Genomic DNA, 15,228 nt, shown 5'->3' with positions numbered 1-15,228 from the left:
CCGTGTTCACGTTTACGGTGCCAGCGCAACACCCACGGATTACCGACGTGTCGGCAGCATTTGAGCATGTTCGCGTCGACGACCTGATGCCAGTACGAAACAACTGGATCGGACGCGGGGATGTTCGCCGCGACCACAGCAAGCGGGATATAGGAATTGCGCGGTACGGGCGGTTTTTCTGAGCTTTTCGCACGCGTTTGGCCGTTTTGATCCGGCGAAGAAGATAGATATCGAGACTCACTACCAAAAAAGGAAATCGGGAATGCCAACACACCCTATACGGCCCTGCTGGATACCGCTTGTCGGAGCCGCCAGCGCCCTGCTGCTGTTGGCGGGGTGCGCCAGCCAGACACCGACGGACGTGGCGCTTGAGCGCGAAGCTGCCCTGCACGAACGCGCCGAGACACGCATCAGCGAGCGTGAGACGCGTTAAAGCGGTGTGATCGACTCTATCCCCGCCTGGGTCATCAAAACGCCGTCACCGGACGCTACAGGGCTTTATGGCGCGGGTATCGGCACCAGCACATCACTGTCGCTGGCGCTCCAAAAAGCCAATATCGACGCTCGCCGTCGCGTGGCCCAAGAGATCAATCAAACCTTGTCGGCGGAAAGCACACTGGCCGGTGACGGCGATGCCAGCTTCCAAAGCATCGTTAACACGTTCGTCGATAGCGTGAACGTCGCGGGCGCAGAAGATGTCGAGCGGGTCATCCAGTCGGGCCGTGAGGGCTATCGCGTGTACAGCTTGATCAAGCTGCCCTTCCCCGACGTCAATCGCGCACTGACCGCCTTTACTGACCAGAACGGCCATGCAGGCGACACATTGCGAGCGCAATACCGGCAGCTCATGGAGCGCGTCGACGGTACGCCCCGTTTTGACGCGGCGGCACCATCGCAAAACGCATCCAGCGAGCCTGATCCGCGTTCAGAAGGCCGCCGTCCCGATGCGGTGGTTGCCCTCGACGGCGATATGCCGGACGAAGCCCTGGTGCGAGCGTTGCAGCAGCCGTAGCACGCCCGTCACCCAATCCCATCACATAGAAAAGCGAGACACATCATGGAAAAGAAAAGCGACGTTATCCGCGACATTGCCGAACGCAGCGGCCAATCCCAAACCACGGTTGAGGCGGTGCTGACGGCCCTCGGCGACAGTGTGGAAGCCAACATCGAGGAACAGGAAAAGTATTCCCTGGGTAGCCTGGGCAAACTGGTGCTACGCCAATCGGCAGCCCGAAAAGGCCGAAACCCTGGGACGGGCGACGTGATCAATATCCCCGCCAAAAAGACGATTGCGCTGCGCCCTTCCTCCACGATCAAGGCCGCCCTGAACGCCTGAACCTGAAAAAGCGCCAGCCCCGTCGGGCTGGCAATACCATCACGATCCTAGAAGGAAAACCCCATGCTTCTGAAGAAAAACCTACTCATTGCCGGTGCCATGGCCGGTGTCATGTTGTTAAGCGGGTGCGCAGCGACGCATACGGCGATTAACAAGCGCGAGCTGGCCGTTAGCACCAAAATGTCGGACACCATCTTCCTCGATCCTGTTCCGCTCGACGAGCAAGTGGTCTATGTCCAGCTTCGCAACACTTCTGACCACCAGGAAATCGACATCGAAACCAGTGTCATTTCTGCCATCGAGGCCAAAGGCTACGAAGTCACCCGCGATCTGGACGATGCCCAGTTCTTAATCCAGGCTAATGTCTTGCAAATCGGGGAAACCGATCTGCGCGATGCGTCTCAGGCGGTCGGTGCAGGCTATGGGGCGGCCTTGACTGGCGCAGCACTGGGCGGCACTTATGTTGGCGGTGGCTCTGGGCGCGTGGGGACGGCCATCGCTGGCGCGTTGATCGGTGCGGCGGCAGACGCCATGGTGAAGGACGTTAAATTTTCGATGATCACGGACGTTCGCGTGAGCGCGCGTGTCGACGACGGCATCACCGTCACCGAACAGAATCAGGCGAACTTGAGCCAAGGCAGTTCGGGTACTCGCAGCGTTCAATCAACATCGGCAACCGAATGGCAACGCTACGACACCCGCATTGCCAGTGTCGCCAACAAGATGAACCTTGATTTCGAGGAAGCCCTGCCGGAGCTGGAACAGGGGCTTACAGATGCCATTTCGGGGCTGCTTTAAGCAATACCGTTATTGAAGCGCTACAATAGTCAAGAAGCCACCTTGATCGGTGGCTTCACTTGTTTTGGAAAGACGCTTTTCATGAATACCTTCTATCTGGACACCGAGACAACCGGATTGCACCCCGCGACAGACGAGCTGGTGGAAATTGCCGTGGTCGACGACGCGGGTAATATCGTGCTCGACACCCTACTTCGACCTGCCGAATCGACCGCATGGCCGGACGCCCAGCGCATACACGGTATTTCGCCTGACGACGTAGCGATGGCCCCCACCCGTGAAGACGTGCTACCAGAATTGCTCGCACTGGTGACGGGGGCTCGACTGGTGATCTATAACGCCGATTTTGATCTGGGTTTTCTACCCGAGGTGGCGACTGCCGCAGACCAGGTATCGTGCTGTATGCTCGATTTTGCAGAACATATCGGCGACTGGAACGACTATCGCTGGCACAAGCTCGACTCCGCCGCCAACTATGTGGGCTTTCACTGGCCTGGGTCGAAACATCGCGCTGCCGCAGATGCACTGGCCTGCCGTGCAGTGTGGCAATACTTGCGACGACAGGACGATCAACCTTGACAATTCACTATATCCAGCTCGACAGACCCACACGACATGCTCTGGAGCGCGTCATCGCCATCGCGCAAACGGATACAGGACAGGGACGCATCTGCGCCAGCTTCCTACTGGCTTGGCACAATCCTGACGACAACGGCGGTTTTGGACTGACCGACCTTTGGGGACTGGACGACGACACCGCCAGCGATTGTCGCCTGCTGTTCGATTGGATTTCACGCTACCCTGTCTATCCCGACGAGCTGGGGTACGGGGATGACATGACAATCCTCTGGCGTTGCTGGCGCGACCAATAACATTCCCCGTTGGGGCTTGGTCGATTGAAAAGTCGTGAGACGATATTTGTGAATCCACCGACCAGGAGCCAGCACCATGGACATGGACATGGCCAAGGCCGTATCGCTCGACCCCAGCAACCCGAAACACGCCCTTCCCCCAGGCTATCGCGTTGTCGCGTCGCCCTGGGGCTACTATTTCGAGACGACAGCTTTCATCGGCGATGCCAGCGAAGACTTCCCGACCATCGAAGCGGCTTGCCAGAAAGCGCGGGGCCACTACCGGCGCTGGCGGGGCAAACAGCGCCAGCAGCAACACAACACAGAAACGAAGGCTTAACCATGCCCAAAGCGAAAAGAAAACCGAACACACGGCCTTCCAAACGGGACAAAAAGGCGCTCTCTGCACGGAAGCGCAACAAAATGCGCCAGATGACGCGCTTGCTCTATAGCTGGCGCTATGTCGATCATGCCAGGGCCGAGGCGGGTGAACCGATACCCGATCATCACCAGGGCTTTAATCTGCTCACCCCATCGACACCAGAAAAGATCAAATCGACCTACACGATTGCGATCAACACGCCGATGCACTGGCAGGTCATCGTGATTGGCTATGTGCGTGACGGCGACGATGAGTACCGGAGCTGGGCCTGGATCAAAAGTGAGCGCCCTATCGTTGCCGCCGGTGATGGCATTACGCCCCTACTGGCACAAGCCAACGATATTGCGCTGGAGGGGCTAGAGGGAAGTGACGATTGCTATGCCAGGGCGACCATTATGGCCCCGTTTGATGCCAGTCACCCCATCAGTCCTGACCGCTATGCGGCAAGGCTTCAAAAGCGTCTTGGGCTCACCAAGGACGAGGTGCTGGCGCTGGCTGACTGGGGTGAACCGGAAACCATGTCGGTCGAAAATGACTTGCTTGACCTGGAGATTGCACGGGAGTTTCAAGCGCAGACGGACGTGGATTAAGCACTTCAAGCGCCCTATCGAGGGCGCTTGGTGTCTCTTTTAGTGAGTCAACGGTGATCTTTAGTCATTTCGTCATGTTGTGTTTTCCATTGTTGGTGGTTGCTTTCGGCAGCGCCCCGATTGAGCCGCTAGCGAAAGCCCCCTGGGCCAGGGGCTTTTCCTATAACAGTTCGTTTGGAATTAATTCACCATGCCTAAAAAGATAGGTTGGCGGGAAGAATCCACGCGAGCGACATAATTCTATTATTTCCTCGGGTGTGTAGTTTTGGTAATCGCTGGATATACCAAAATACATATATTGATCTCTTATATCTTCGATATAGCCCTTTTGATCTACTACTGGTGATGGATCTTCTTTATGTTCGGCACGAACAATCGCGCCGCAGCAAAGAAAAAAGGCTTCTGGGCATGATTGAACATATTCATTTTGATCTAGCTCCAAACCTTCTTTTATATCGTAAACAGCAATATATGAATGCAAGAAATACTCTAAAGCGGGAAATGCTAAATTCTCTATTTCCACGCCCTGCTCATTAGCGCTCATGGTATCCCCTTTTCCTCAATTGTTCCGTTTACGTTTGGCACCGCAATAGCACTTTTCAAGTTGGCCGTCACTCTGCTGCCATGAATGCTTGCGACCGCCGAAGCAAAGGTATGGGTAATCAACACCAGCTATATTGCTGAGCCACTGCGAGCATTTTGGCTTTTTATACATCGTGTCGGTCATTAGTGTACTTTTCCATTAACTTTCGCGTGTTTTGTGTAAACGGCATTAGTTATGGGGAGTCTTCCCGTAGGTATAAACGAATACCTTCAAGTACCGGAAGCAAATCTACGTCCGCTATCGCTGGGTAATATGCAGCTAGCAGTGAACCGTCTGCTTTCTTGCACACTTTGATCTGTATATGCACGTTACCTGTATGCGCAAGATCTCCGAAAAATAAACAGTCGCCAGCTTCCTCTTGTAAAACAACGGGCTGCCCTTGTATGCGCAAGCTATTTATTGTGAGAACACTAATCGCATCAGCGTTCTCCTGCGAGATAGCCCATGGCGATATCAGAGTCACGGCGGCAAATAACGTAGCGCTGAGCATCTTCACAATTTGCATGGCGGCTTTTCCTACAACTTCGTATCAGTGAATTGTGGTATTGCCATCCGAGATATTTAGGTTCGCAGCTAAAATGGTTTTCATTTCCTCATCTTGCATCGCGGCTACTCCTTAGACCTTCGTTTTCTGGATGGCGGCTCGAACGTAACGACGCTCACCGATGATATTCGAGCGCTTGTGTGACGCCTTCATCTCTCGGACTAGAGACGCTGAAGCAAACATACGCGCTTCCACATCAATGACGCGCTTGCCTCGCTTCTTCTCGACAAACTCAACGTGCGAAAGCAGCCCTTCTGCTTCGATCCTTTTTATATGCTCACGAAACTTGCGGCGCGCATGATACGGGCTCTTGTAATTCAGAAGCCCTGTCGTCTCCTGTAAGGACGACAGTTTGAGCGAGTAAGGTGTCTGCTCAGAGATATTACGGCCGTTGAGCAACAACAACTTGATAATGGCATGACCGACATGCGTTTTGACCCGTGCGACACGAAACACGTTGTACTGCTGATACAGGCCCGCATGAATACCCAGGCTGATAATGGGGTGAAACCTTGCCGTCCAGAAACCGTTTCGATCATGAGCATCAAACCCATTCTGCTCAAATGACACAAGCTCAGGCAGAATCGCCCCTCGCGCATTGATTCCCCCTTTCGAGGTCGAGCGAACAGACAGATTGCACTTGTTCAATACTTCCAAAGAACGCATCAGGGCTGGGTAGCTACGCCCCCTCCCCCAATGCTTGAGCTGTTGCATCAGCTGGTTAATCGTGAAATGCACCCCGTAACTCGGCAGTGCGGCATGGCCCTTTGCCGGTTTATGGGATATGTCCGCCGGTTTATGGGATATGTCCGCCGGTTGAAGGATATCGCCGTTATTCATTGCCAGCTTGACCAGCGCCAGCTCCACAAGCTCATCGGTATTATCGGGGTAGCAAAAGATGGTCTGCTGAACGCCGTTGGCTTCTGTCCGAATTTGTGCCGGTGTCATCTCAAGGGTGTAATGCTCGCCGCTGTCTTCAAACGAATAGTTGACGATCCCCATTTCCTTCGCGTCAGGGCTGTTATTGATCCCTTGGATATCGCTGCAATTGTAACGGGGTATGCGCTCCCAAAACTGCATCAGGTTGGACGCATTGGCACGTTCTTCCGGCGTGTTTGTCAACGTCGACTGAAAATCACGAAGGGGCTGCCCTTCAGGCGTCAGTGCTGCGTCAGGCAGAACATCCGGCTCGGCCAGCTTGAGTGCCGGTACATTGGCAACGTCTTCAGCCTGCCCACTTTCCGGCATGATCGAATCAAGATCGAGTGACAGGTTCGTCGGCGGTGCGTCCGATTGATCGGCTTTGCTTGTTTTTGATCTGCGCAGGTCGCTAGTGACCTTCTCCCAGTCCGTGCGAGGATGCTGTGCCATGTCCTTTCTCTGATTCGGTGAGTACGGCTTTATGGAACTGAGTGTAGCGAAGCGAAGCCGCTCCTTCTATGTACGCTCTGTACACATTCTGCACTTTTTTTGTCGCACCCTGCTTCTATGTACCCTCTGTACAGGTTTCTAACGTGAGAACACCTGTATATTCTATGTACGATCTGTACACATTCTGCAGCGTGAAGCCTCTCGCGTGGACATAGCCTCTTTCTGATTGGAGCCTCCAGAGCAAACCATCGGGTTCTATGTACGATCTGTACACGTTTCTATGTACGATCTGTAAATCTTCTGAGTTATCCACAGATTTTGGGGATAACCCAGTGAAAAAAAGCTGCCGTTCTATGTACGCTCTGGACGGGTTTGAGGTATTTCAGGGTTTTGTATGTACGGTCTGTACACGTTTCTATGTACGCAGTGAACAGGTTTTCTATGTACGCTCTGTACGGATTACCCTGGGCAGTAAGACCAGACACCGCTTTCTATGTACGGAGCGGACAGGTTTCTATGTACGACTCGAACGGGTTTCTATGTACGACTCGAACGGGTTTCTATGTACGGAGTGGACAGCTTTGATCGCTAAACAACTGTCTGAAATAGATATTTTTGAGCCTCCTTCTTCCCTTTTGTCCTTTTATCCTTTCCATATATCCTTTAGAGATCGCAGGCCAACCCTGAAGAAGAAATGTCCTCTACGCGGCCATCGCTCAAGCCACTGACGGCAACAAGCGTATCAAGTGACGACCAGGGCCGACCATCAACAATCTCTGCTGCCCTGCTCTCGCCGACATGGGGCAGATCGTTTAATTCATCCGCTGGCGCTGAATTGATATCAATGCAGGTATTTGTCTTGGAAGATGCCACGACTGTCGCATCATCGGGTAAGCGCAAAGAAGCACCGTTCAAAGCAATCCATACAGGCACATGATCAGAAATAACATCGCGGGCAACTTTATGATTGATCCCCCAGCGCTCAGGAAATCTCAGAATACCCTGGTCAGTTACTGACAAAGACGTGCCTTCCTGCAGGAATATGTGATCGTAGTGATTCGGATACCTGTCCTCTGTCGTGCTGATCGTTGTGCCTCTGCCATCCTCGTATGCCGCTTCAACACCCAAAAGTTCAAGCGTGTCAAAGCCAAGGTGCTCGCTGTCGAGGTTGAAGTCCCCTGCCAGTATGCGAGGCACACCAGGATAGGCTTCTTCACCTAACCACTGCCAGTAATCAGCCAACCCCTCAATCTCAGGCAGCCGGTCACGAACACTATCGCCATATAGAATATGCACGTTGGCAATGGCAAATGTCTCACTGGTATCTCGATCAGTAAACAGCGCTGAATACGGCTCACGGGCCACTGCTACACATGCACCTGTTAAAAAATAACCAATATCGATTCATACCAAGCACTTACGTTAATTTCTCACTTTTATCAAAAATCCCACACTATAGGCGTGAAAGGATGATTAACAGATGCCAATTTTCACACATTATCGGCCAATGGGAGTGACTTTCATTGCCGATGCCCTGCAAAGCTCATCCTGCAACTCCCTGCAACGGAACGCCAGAGACACGTTTTCGGCAATAATTTTATCCGACAATTGCTTGAGGTTTTTTACCTGGTCACGATACTCAATCTTTAGTCTTTTTTCCCGATCCCTTTCAAGCCGTAGCTTTGCCTCAGTTGAAAGATTAAGCCCCATGTCATCTACAACCTGACGTCTTTCCCTCTCGGCTTCAATAATGCGAATTTCAGCCCTGAGTTCCTCAACAAAGGCCTTATAATAGTATATTGCCCCTTGGCTCAATCCAGCCTCATCATTGACTCGCTTAATCGACACTTTCCCATCGGCCTTGGTGCGCTCCGGCTTTCCTGCCCTCAGTCGCTCGAATGCATCCTTTAGCCGCTGTAATGTAAATTCTTTCTGGCTATTCACTGTAGTTCCTTATACGCAATTGAGTTCGCAATTATATAAGCCTTAAAAGGGGTGAACTCAATATTATGCGCAGCTAGATTTTGTTCAATGGCTTCAATTTTTAGGGCCATGTCAGTTAGTATGTTTGCCATGTAAAAACGCCCATCATTCAGAGCCTTAAACCGTTCTATTAATCGATCCCTAGAGGGAATGCGCGACCTGGCCTTGTCTGGCGTAATGGCTTCATATTGGCATGTCTTCGAAGACCGATCAGAAGAGCATATTCGGCTACAGTCGGGCTTAAAGCAGTATCCCGTTGGATGCTCAACCACATTGACAGCACCATTTCTGACCTGGCGATCAATCTCGTCCCGGCTAATATATATAGAGCCGGCATAATCACCCTTGCTACGCTCCTCCGCAATTCGCTCACCCTTGCCACCTGACAAGGTCTCGCTGTTGTAGATTTCAAATAAAGAATCTACCGTGACACCTATATTAGCTTCATTCACTAGACCCTTTAGTTCGCTATCGACGCTTAAATCAAGCGCTTTGACGAGCTCATAATTGTTTGCGTACCATTTTGTCATGATAACATTAAGATGCTTGTATTGATGCTTAAGAGTCATCATATTGCCAAGCTTGTTTCTTACTAAAAAGACTGCAAACGTTCTACGAAAATCATGGGGTGAAAGCTTTGGCAAAAATCCACCCGACTTTAGTTCGCCTTCCCGCTCTGGGTTTAATAGGTCAAACTCAACAACGTCTCCTTCAGAAGCAAAAATATTATGAGCTTTCAAGAAGCCACTCAAATCCCTTCCGAAATTAGAGATTATAATCCGTTCAGTCTGATGGGCAATATTAAGAACAAGAAACGAGGAGTTCAACGCTCCTAACATATAAGGCTTATCCTTATATTTATCATTATAATGGTCGCGAGCAAACTGACTTAAATCATAAGCTAATTCAAGAGCTTTCTTGGCAATCGGATGCGTCACCCAGGTTTCTTTTTTTGGCACTCCGCCTTCTTGGGTTTTAGTAATTGCCCCTGTTAATGTCGGAACTATTATATCTCCATAAGAATGCTCTTTATAACTAGATTTATTAAAGCTTAGCGCTTCCGAAATTCTCACGCCACTAAAACCAAGCAAAACAAGAAGGCAGGCTGTTTGAATTTGTGAGCCGCATGTAGTGCGGCCGTCAAGGTAAAAGTCATCAAATGGCACGCCATGCTTAACTTTACCTCCTACATTACGCTTGAAATTATATGAGTAACCCTTTTCGTCCTTATATGCACGCAACTCGTTAAAGTACAGCCCATATCCTTGGCTGATTTCATGTCGCCAAGGATGGTAGCGCTCCACAACCTCAAATGCATCTTTATACATTTTCTTAGCCATATTTTCCGGGATTGCTACAGATTGCTTGCTGTTCACTTTACTCGGGCAACAGTGCTTTTTAATAAAAGACTTTCCATTGTGTATAAGGCGAGATATAAGCCCAATATCATGGAGGGCGTTAACTGTTGCCACTACGTTTTCTACAGAACCTCGCCCTAGCGCTTCATTTTTTAGCGCAGCTTTAAATTTACGGTACGAAGCCTCTTGATCAATCAACTTCCAATCATGAGATTCTAGGCAATCAGCTATTCTAGCCAATCCAACCCTAATTGCCACTAAATAGCCCACAGAGTATGTTTGGTTCTCTTTATAGATGCTCTTTAACGCATCCTGTATGGCTCTTCGTCGATCTTCTGGTATACCGGCAAAGGTGACTTTACACGGCCTGTTAAACGCCACAGTCCTCTCCATGGAGAAGTCCCACTCATCACTGTAGACATACGAAAGTGGCAAGCCGTTACCATCCGTAGTAACGACATCACCGAGATCGCTTTCGGAATACTGAGATTGCAATGAGTTATTGTGAGTATTGTCCATTATAAAGCGTAGACCTCCAATAAGTCTTCGAGTGCCGACTCGTCGTTATAAAGTGGATGCGAGCTCTCTTTGTTCAATTCAAGTGCTGCTCGATATTCAGCAGGTGCCTTCTGCTCAAACCTTTTCATTATTTCGCCAACAGTATTCAGCGTCTTTTCAAGCTTCGTTGAAGGCAAACTGTTCAATGAAGGTCTGCTCATTGTGTCAATTATCGAATCCCTAAATGACATCATCAGCCAGATATCATCTTTTTCTGCAATCAACCCGTGATGCTCGCACCCAAAGCAGCCTAGAAAATCAACACAAGCTCCGGTGTCACTGCTGTGCAAGTCTCTTACAGGAATCAATGATTGCTTTGCGCGCTCACCAAAGGGATCTTGACAGCGCATTCCAGTTGGCGTCTTGTTGGGTATCTTTTTTTTCTTGGCTAGCCATTCAGCTTCAGTCAAAGGGTCCTTGAATTTATAGGTTGCATTCTCTATGGCCAGCTTCTTAGAAACCCCAAACGCTATGCTTTCCTGAGCTATAAATGCTCCCGCGAGCTGTATTTGATGCGTCGCCTCAACTCCATACAAATAGGATTTGGCTGCCGTTTCTGGACTGCTTCTATTTGCGTCCGCGACAACAAAAATATCTCCAAACGCCCTCAAAAGAATACTGCTGCGAGTTTTTCTAAGCACGCTAGTATTAATACGGGGGTAGCCATAAGGCACAATGGCGTTATTGATAGCTCTGTGCGGATTAAGATATATGCAACTGCCAGGGTTCAGCTCTCCATGGTTACCAAAAAACGGGAAAAGAGGTGCGTCTTTATCAGAGGTAAATGTATCTGACACAAGGAGCCAATTCTCAATAAAAAGCTTTGTGCGCTTAACAAAACCAAAGCCAAGCTTTTGCTCTGCATACAACGCCCTTGCTTTTACAGAATCAAACTCATAGTTGTCACCATCACCCTTCTTAAAAATCGCATCACCTCGCGTTAACTTGCCTAGAGGAGTCAGGTTGGCCCCTGTCCACAACGAGACAATCATAAAGGCAAGGCGTGTCACCAGATTACGCCAGTCACCATTGAATACACGCATCTTCGCAGTAAACTCAAAAGCAGAAATTTCATCTTCAGTAAACCCTTTACTACTGAGCTCTACTGCATCAAACAATGGACAAATGCTCGGCGCTTTACCACTTAAAACGATTCGACTGTAAGCCATATAGGAAATCATTAGCTTCTTGCCAGTCGCAACCAGATCATCATCTGATAACGTTTTATGTGGGACTGCGGATTCACTTACCTTTTTAATAGAGGGTAACTTTCTTGCTAGAGCAACATCCCCCATCGCCACCAGCAATACTGAAAGAAACTTCCTGGCAACACCTAATGAACCCTTCGCAATATCGCCCTTAAGATACTGAGACCTTTTATGCTCCATGTACCACAGGATATTGTCTTCACTAAAATCAATTCTTCTTCCATGATTATCCAGTGCATTGATATAATAAGTTAATTGACGAAAATCAGTGTATCCAGTTTGAGAATCAAGATGAAAGCCGCTAAATAGACCATACATATCCGCTACAAATTCTCGCCTATTCATATCGACTTTACTTTCTGGCATCTTACCTTTTTTTCCGGTCAGGGGTGCTGGGCAACCAAAATAGTTTAGGCGCTTAAAATAAGCCGGTCTTCCACCAAAAGAAAGCACCATTGCATCCATGGAAATAGGCGTTATATTCGACTTTAAATCAGCCATTCCGCTGGCCGAAGGCAAGCTTTTTCTATTCTTTTTCTTCTGGAAGGCCATAGTTAAAACTCAAACTCTTCACGATCAAAAAGGTACTCATAAACATGCTCTGCCTTCTCGTCACCAGAAGCCTCTTCCTGCACTTGCTTAAGATAATGAAGCGTTGACGAAATGTCGGAATGACCCATTTTTCTCTGGATAAGCGTCAACGCATCACTTTGAGGCACTCCGGCATCAATCAAAGAGTACAGCCTAAATACGCCATAAGTAGCCCTTAGATTGTGGGGCTTATGTTCAAAATGACGACCAATCCTCTTGGTCATCATTTTTCTTACTTCACCCCACCTGGCATTTAAGGTGCCGGAGGAAAATTGGTTGCCTTTATTATTAAGGCAAAAAGGAGCATCGACACCACTGTTTTCTTTCTCAAACATATTTCTGCGTCGAATATACCGCTTGCCCATTGTGTACTCGTATAGCTTTAACATTAAGTATGCAGGCATTTCGATTTCTCTTTCTGTTCCATTCTTTGTTTGAACGCCACAAGACGGTCCTATGCGAAGCGTGACATACCCTTTCTTGATTTGGTCGGCCGTGGGCCTGAAAACCGACGAAGCCCTAAATGTAATGATCTCCCCTCGCCTTAGGCCGCTGTAGCGCATAATGAGAAAAATAAAACTGAACTCAATTGCGAGAGAGCCGACGACTTCCCTGCCATTTATATTCCTGATAATTCTGCGGTCTTTGCGAAGCACAAAATCAAGCTCATCCCACTCAAACTTAGATAAGGAGACTAATTTAGGGGGAATCCCGTCCCTTCTACCTCTATTTGCTGCTTTTATTCTCAAGTCGGTCGTCTGAACATTGATGCTCCGAGTGGCGCTCATTGATGAATATCCGCCCTGGACGTTAACGACCATGACCTCGTGCTCGAATGGCGGGTTATCAAACGGATGACCTTTTGCAATCATGTGACGATAGAAATTAACCACACAGCGCATATACCCCTGACAGGTACTTGCCTCTAATTTTGATTCCGCCTCACGACTGCGGTACAGCGCCTCAAGGTGTTTTTTGAATCGGTATGTTGGACGCTTGTTCTGGCGGTGAGGCATTACATCCCACCGCATCTGGTGCTCACTTAGGAAGGCAAAGAAATGGATTAGCGCCCTCGACTGGAGAGAAACGCATTTATGATCCTTGTTGACCATTAAATGCATCAAGTAATTGTTGGCAACTTCAACCCCCTTGGCCTCGACCACGTTTCCGCTGTCATCCATTTGCAGCGAGTAAAGAAGGGTGATGTCTGATATCAGGTGAGGCTTTTCATCAGCGTAGCCAACCTGCACCTCGCCATTAGCGTCAATGCCAGTGACGGGGGTCCTGAATTCAAAATTTTTAAGCTGATAGCTGATAATTTCTATAGGCATCAGAATTTGAGCATCTTCTTCATATTTGCCAGTTCACGCTCTCCGGCTCGGCGGCCCGCATCAACGTTCTCAGAGGTTTGCGGCAGATCATGTTCGGCTGGAAGTTCAAGGTTGAGCGTCTTCGCAATATTAAGCTGGAAGGCTTTAGACTGCCCTGGCAAGCTTGCTAGCGCCGCTAATGCGGCCCTTTCACCGACTAGACTAACGATCCACAACCACTCTCTCCGGCCTCGCTCATTAGTAATAAAAAGCTTCATGGGGCGATCACCTTAGCTTGTCGAAAACCTAGTGTTAGAGCAGAAGAAAAAGGGGCGTCCCCATTTTGGGTATCCGGAATTGAGTGTGGGAACAGATGATTTTCTCTCTCCCTCAATTCCGGTATCAATGTAGAAACATCAGGAAAAGTGGCCGCTTTCCAGCAGTTCGCAAAGCGTAGGGATATGTGCACCGTACTCAACCGTTCTGGGCACTTTCTCCAGACCAACAGATCTCGATAGGGTCTCCGGTTGAGGTTTGCCTTTCGGCTTTCGTTCTCTCAGCTTGGTTGTTGGTTTACGCGCTTGCTTCTCGTAGATCAGTCGGGCACGCATGACCTCAAAGCTGTATCCACGTCCCATCCAGTTAATATCCTTTGCCAGCCGATTCGCAGACTCAGTATAGGCGTTTGTGATCCGGTGATCATAGAAGTTGAAAACCTCCCCCCACCAGTTCAATAACGCTGTGCGGGATGCCTCAAAGGCTGGCTCGATTGCAGGCGGCAGTGATCTCATCCATGCCCTCGCAAACTCCTGAGCCTCAGCCTTGTTGCGACACGAGTAGATGTTATGGAAGTTCTCCTTGGCCTCATAAGCCATAGCCAGTTCTGGATGAAGATCGAACCAGGACTGCATCTGTTCACGCTGCTCGGGCGAAAGGTTGTGCCCCCTCTCCAAAAGGATAAAGCGGTCGTCTTTCAGCTTCAGCCTCTGTCGAGTGTTGAGGCCTTTACGAATTTGCTTTCGCACGGCCTCCAGCGCCTCGTTAGCCATGCGGATGACATACCAACGATCCACGACAATATCGCGACCTGGCAGTTGCGCGTTCACGACATCCTTATAGGTCCGCCACATATCCATCGTGACCACCTTGATCTTGTGCTTGTCAGGCATAGCCTTAAAGTAGGTCATGAGGTCGGTTTTCCGACGATTGGGTAGCAAGTCGTAGACGGCCAGCTCGTTCACATTTGTGATCAGGCAGCGGTATTCGCCGATGATCTTCAGTTCATCTATACCCAAAAACTCGGGAGTCTCAAACTTGATCTCTTTTCCAAGGCGGTGAACGTAGTCCTCGAAAATATTCTTAATCGTTTTTTCATCAATGCCTGCCTCGCGTGAGAGCTTTGCGAAGGTTTTCTTCATCGCCTCCTGCTCGACGTATTTGATGAATCGGGTGGAGGCTTTCCGTTTCGGATCGATATCCGGCAGGTTTGAGAAAAAGGTCTTCCCACAATTTTTGCATCGGAAGCGAGCTCGGTCCACGCGGAGCAGTACGGGCTTTCCATGCATCGGGGTATCGATGTAGTGCTGTTGCTGAGTACCGTGTCTATACGGCCCCTCAGCCTGGCAATGTGGGCACCGCCCAGGGATTCCTTGGCCATCAACCTCAATGACGTAGTGATCCCCCTCATCAATCAGATTGCTCGACTGGAGGGTATCCATGTTTAGCAGGTCAAACTGGCGCATCG

19 protein-coding genes are annotated in these 15,228 nt (G+C 49.7%); 9 read left to right on the top strand and 10 right to left on the bottom strand.

The window, feature by feature from the left end; genetic code table 11:
- The 9 genes from ACT3XD_RS17030 to ACT3XD_RS16990 form a co-directional block, all read left to right on the top strand.
- Window positions 1-182, top strand: a 182-nt coding sequence (locus ACT3XD_RS17030; RefSeq protein WP_444280618.1) for a hypothetical protein, incomplete at its 5' end; no start/stop codon positions are given.
- Between the two features lie 80 nt (window positions 183-262).
- Window positions 263-433 (top strand): hypothetical protein, encoded by a 171-nt coding sequence (locus ACT3XD_RS17025; RefSeq protein ID WP_192539327.1) that lies wholly within the window; start codon window positions 263-265, stop codon window positions 431-433.
- A 6-nt stretch (window positions 434-439) separates the two neighbouring features.
- A complete protein-coding gene (locus ACT3XD_RS17020; protein ID WP_192539326.1) occupies window positions 440-1,012 on the top strand; it encodes an LPP20 family lipoprotein in 573 nt (190 codons plus the stop codon).
- Between the two features lie 45 nt (window positions 1,013-1,057).
- Complete coding sequence (locus ACT3XD_RS17015; protein WP_192539325.1) at window positions 1,058-1,336, top strand: HU family DNA-binding protein; 279 nt, start codon at window positions 1,058-1,060, stop codon at window positions 1,334-1,336.
- Between the two features lie 63 nt (window positions 1,337-1,399).
- On the top strand, window positions 1,400-2,134 hold the full coding sequence (locus tag ACT3XD_RS17010) for a complement resistance protein TraT (RefSeq protein ID WP_225736278.1): 735 nt from the start codon (window positions 1,400-1,402) through the stop codon (window positions 2,132-2,134).
- A gap of 81 nt (window positions 2,135-2,215) precedes the next feature.
- Window positions 2,216-2,713: a 3'-5' exonuclease gene (locus ACT3XD_RS17005; RefSeq protein WP_192539329.1), complete on the top strand. Its 498-nt coding sequence runs from the start codon at window positions 2,216-2,218 to the stop codon at window positions 2,711-2,713.
- Window positions 2,710-3,006, top strand: a complete 297-nt coding sequence (locus tag ACT3XD_RS17000) for a DUF7673 family protein (RefSeq protein WP_225736277.1) — start codon at window positions 2,710-2,712, stop codon at window positions 3,004-3,006. Before ACT3XD_RS17005 ends, ACT3XD_RS17000 begins: the two co-directional genes overlap by 4 nt.
- Window positions 3,007-3,082: 76 nt before the next feature.
- The gene (locus ACT3XD_RS16995) at window positions 3,083-3,325 is read left to right on the top strand and encodes a hypothetical protein (RefSeq protein ID WP_192539324.1); all 243 of its coding nucleotides are present in this window, start codon (window positions 3,083-3,085) and stop codon (window positions 3,323-3,325) included.
- 83 nt (window positions 3,326-3,408) lie between these two features.
- The gene (locus ACT3XD_RS16990; protein ID WP_192539323.1) at window positions 3,409-3,957 is read left to right on the top strand and encodes a hypothetical protein; all 549 of its coding nucleotides are present in this window, start codon (window positions 3,409-3,411) and stop codon (window positions 3,955-3,957) included.
- A gap of 160 nt (window positions 3,958-4,117) precedes the next feature.
- Here ACT3XD_RS16990 and ACT3XD_RS16985 read toward each other — a convergent pair whose 3' ends face one another.
- The 10 genes from ACT3XD_RS16985 to ACT3XD_RS16940 all read right to left on the bottom strand — a co-directional run bounded on the left by ACT3XD_RS16985 (window position 4,118) and on the right by ACT3XD_RS16940 (window position 15,226).
- Entirely contained in the window at window positions 4,118-4,501 is a 384-nt protein-coding gene (locus ACT3XD_RS16985) for a hypothetical protein (RefSeq protein WP_192539322.1), read from the bottom strand.
- A 232-nt stretch (window positions 4,502-4,733) separates the two neighbouring features.
- The gene (locus tag ACT3XD_RS16980; RefSeq protein WP_192539321.1) at window positions 4,734-5,066 is read right to left on the bottom strand and encodes a hypothetical protein; all 333 of its coding nucleotides are present in this window, start codon (window positions 5,064-5,066) and stop codon (window positions 4,734-4,736) included.
- Between the two features lie 111 nt (window positions 5,067-5,177).
- Window positions 5,178-6,476 carry a hypothetical protein gene (locus tag ACT3XD_RS16975; protein WP_192539320.1) on the bottom strand — a complete coding sequence of 433 codons (1,299 nt, stop codon included), beginning with the start codon at window positions 6,474-6,476 and terminating at the stop codon, window positions 5,178-5,180.
- Between the two features lie 663 nt (window positions 6,477-7,139).
- Window positions 7,140-7,841, bottom strand: a complete 702-nt coding sequence (locus ACT3XD_RS16970) for a helix-hairpin-helix domain-containing protein (protein ID WP_192539319.1) — start codon at window positions 7,839-7,841, stop codon at window positions 7,140-7,142.
- A gap of 132 nt (window positions 7,842-7,973) precedes the next feature.
- Complete coding sequence (locus ACT3XD_RS16965; RefSeq protein ID WP_192539318.1) at window positions 7,974-8,420, bottom strand: hypothetical protein; 447 nt, start codon at window positions 8,418-8,420, stop codon at window positions 7,974-7,976.
- Window positions 8,417-10,336 (bottom strand): site-specific integrase, encoded by a 1,920-nt coding sequence (locus ACT3XD_RS16960; protein WP_192539317.1) that lies wholly within the window; start codon window positions 10,334-10,336, stop codon window positions 8,417-8,419. Before ACT3XD_RS16960 ends, ACT3XD_RS16965 begins: the two co-directional genes overlap by 4 nt.
- On the bottom strand, window positions 10,336-12,135 hold the full coding sequence (locus ACT3XD_RS16955) for a hypothetical protein (RefSeq protein ID WP_192539316.1): 1,800 nt from the start codon (window positions 12,133-12,135) through the stop codon (window positions 10,336-10,338). Before ACT3XD_RS16955 ends, ACT3XD_RS16960 begins: the two co-directional genes overlap by 1 nt.
- Window positions 12,136-12,137: 2 nt before the next feature.
- Window positions 12,138-13,505 (bottom strand): tyrosine-type recombinase/integrase, encoded by a 1,368-nt coding sequence (locus ACT3XD_RS16950; protein WP_192539315.1) that lies wholly within the window; start codon window positions 13,503-13,505, stop codon window positions 12,138-12,140.
- Window positions 13,505-13,762, bottom strand: coding sequence for a hypothetical protein (locus ACT3XD_RS16945; protein WP_192539314.1), 258 nt, complete (start codon window positions 13,760-13,762; stop codon window positions 13,505-13,507). Before ACT3XD_RS16945 ends, ACT3XD_RS16950 begins: the two co-directional genes overlap by 1 nt.
- A gap of 138 nt (window positions 13,763-13,900) precedes the next feature.
- The gene (locus tag ACT3XD_RS16940) at window positions 13,901-15,226 is read right to left on the bottom strand and encodes an ISL3 family transposase (RefSeq protein WP_192539313.1); all 1,326 of its coding nucleotides are present in this window, start codon (window positions 15,224-15,226) and stop codon (window positions 13,901-13,903) included.
- Between the last annotated feature and the right edge of the window lie 2 nt (window positions 15,227-15,228).

The organism is Halomonas sp. AOP7-B1-5, assembly GCF_052353045.1.
Classification (GTDB): Bacteria; Pseudomonadota; Gammaproteobacteria; order Pseudomonadales; family Halomonadaceae; genus Vreelandella; species Vreelandella colorata.
Note: the sequence above shows the minus strand (reverse complement) of the source record. Positions and strands in the feature narration are given on the sequence as shown.

Coding starts and splice junctions, on each gene's coding strand:
- ACT3XD_RS17025 (WP_192539327.1), top strand. CDS start 263: ATGCCAACACACCCTATACGGCCCTGCTGGATACCGCTTGTCGGAGCC.
- ACT3XD_RS17015 (WP_192539325.1), top strand. CDS start 1,058: ATGGAAAAGAAAAGCGACGTTATCCGCGACATTGCCGAACGCAGCGGC.
- ACT3XD_RS17010 (WP_225736278.1), top strand. CDS start 1,400: ATGCTTCTGAAGAAAAACCTACTCATTGCCGGTGCCATGGCCGGTGTC.
- ACT3XD_RS17005 (WP_192539329.1), top strand. CDS start 2,216: ATGAATACCTTCTATCTGGACACCGAGACAACCGGATTGCACCCCGCG.
- ACT3XD_RS16995 (WP_192539324.1), top strand. CDS start 3,083: ATGGACATGGACATGGCCAAGGCCGTATCGCTCGACCCCAGCAACCCG.
- ACT3XD_RS16990 (WP_192539323.1), top strand. CDS start 3,409: ATGCGCCAGATGACGCGCTTGCTCTATAGCTGGCGCTATGTCGATCAT.
- ACT3XD_RS16985 (WP_192539322.1), bottom strand. CDS start 4,501: ATGAGCGCTAATGAGCAGGGCGTGGAAATAGAGAATTTAGCATTTCCC.
- ACT3XD_RS16980 (WP_192539321.1), bottom strand. CDS start 5,066: ATGCAAATTGTGAAGATGCTCAGCGCTACGTTATTTGCCGCCGTGACT.
- ACT3XD_RS16975 (WP_192539320.1), bottom strand. CDS start 6,476: ATGGCACAGCATCCTCGCACGGACTGGGAGAAGGTCACTAGCGACCTG.
- ACT3XD_RS16960 (WP_192539317.1), bottom strand. CDS start 10,336: ATGGACAATACTCACAATAACTCATTGCAATCTCAGTATTCCGAAAGC.
- ACT3XD_RS16955 (WP_192539316.1), bottom strand. CDS start 12,135: ATGGCCTTCCAGAAGAAAAAGAATAGAAAAAGCTTGCCTTCGGCCAGC.
- ACT3XD_RS16950 (WP_192539315.1), bottom strand. CDS start 13,505: ATGCCTATAGAAATTATCAGCTATCAGCTTAAAAATTTTGAATTCAGG.
- ACT3XD_RS16945 (WP_192539314.1), bottom strand. CDS start 13,762: ATGAAGCTTTTTATTACTAATGAGCGAGGCCGGAGAGAGTGGTTGTGG.
- ACT3XD_RS16940 (WP_192539313.1), bottom strand. CDS start 15,226: ATGCGCCAGTTTGACCTGCTAAACATGGATACCCTCCAGTCGAGCAAT.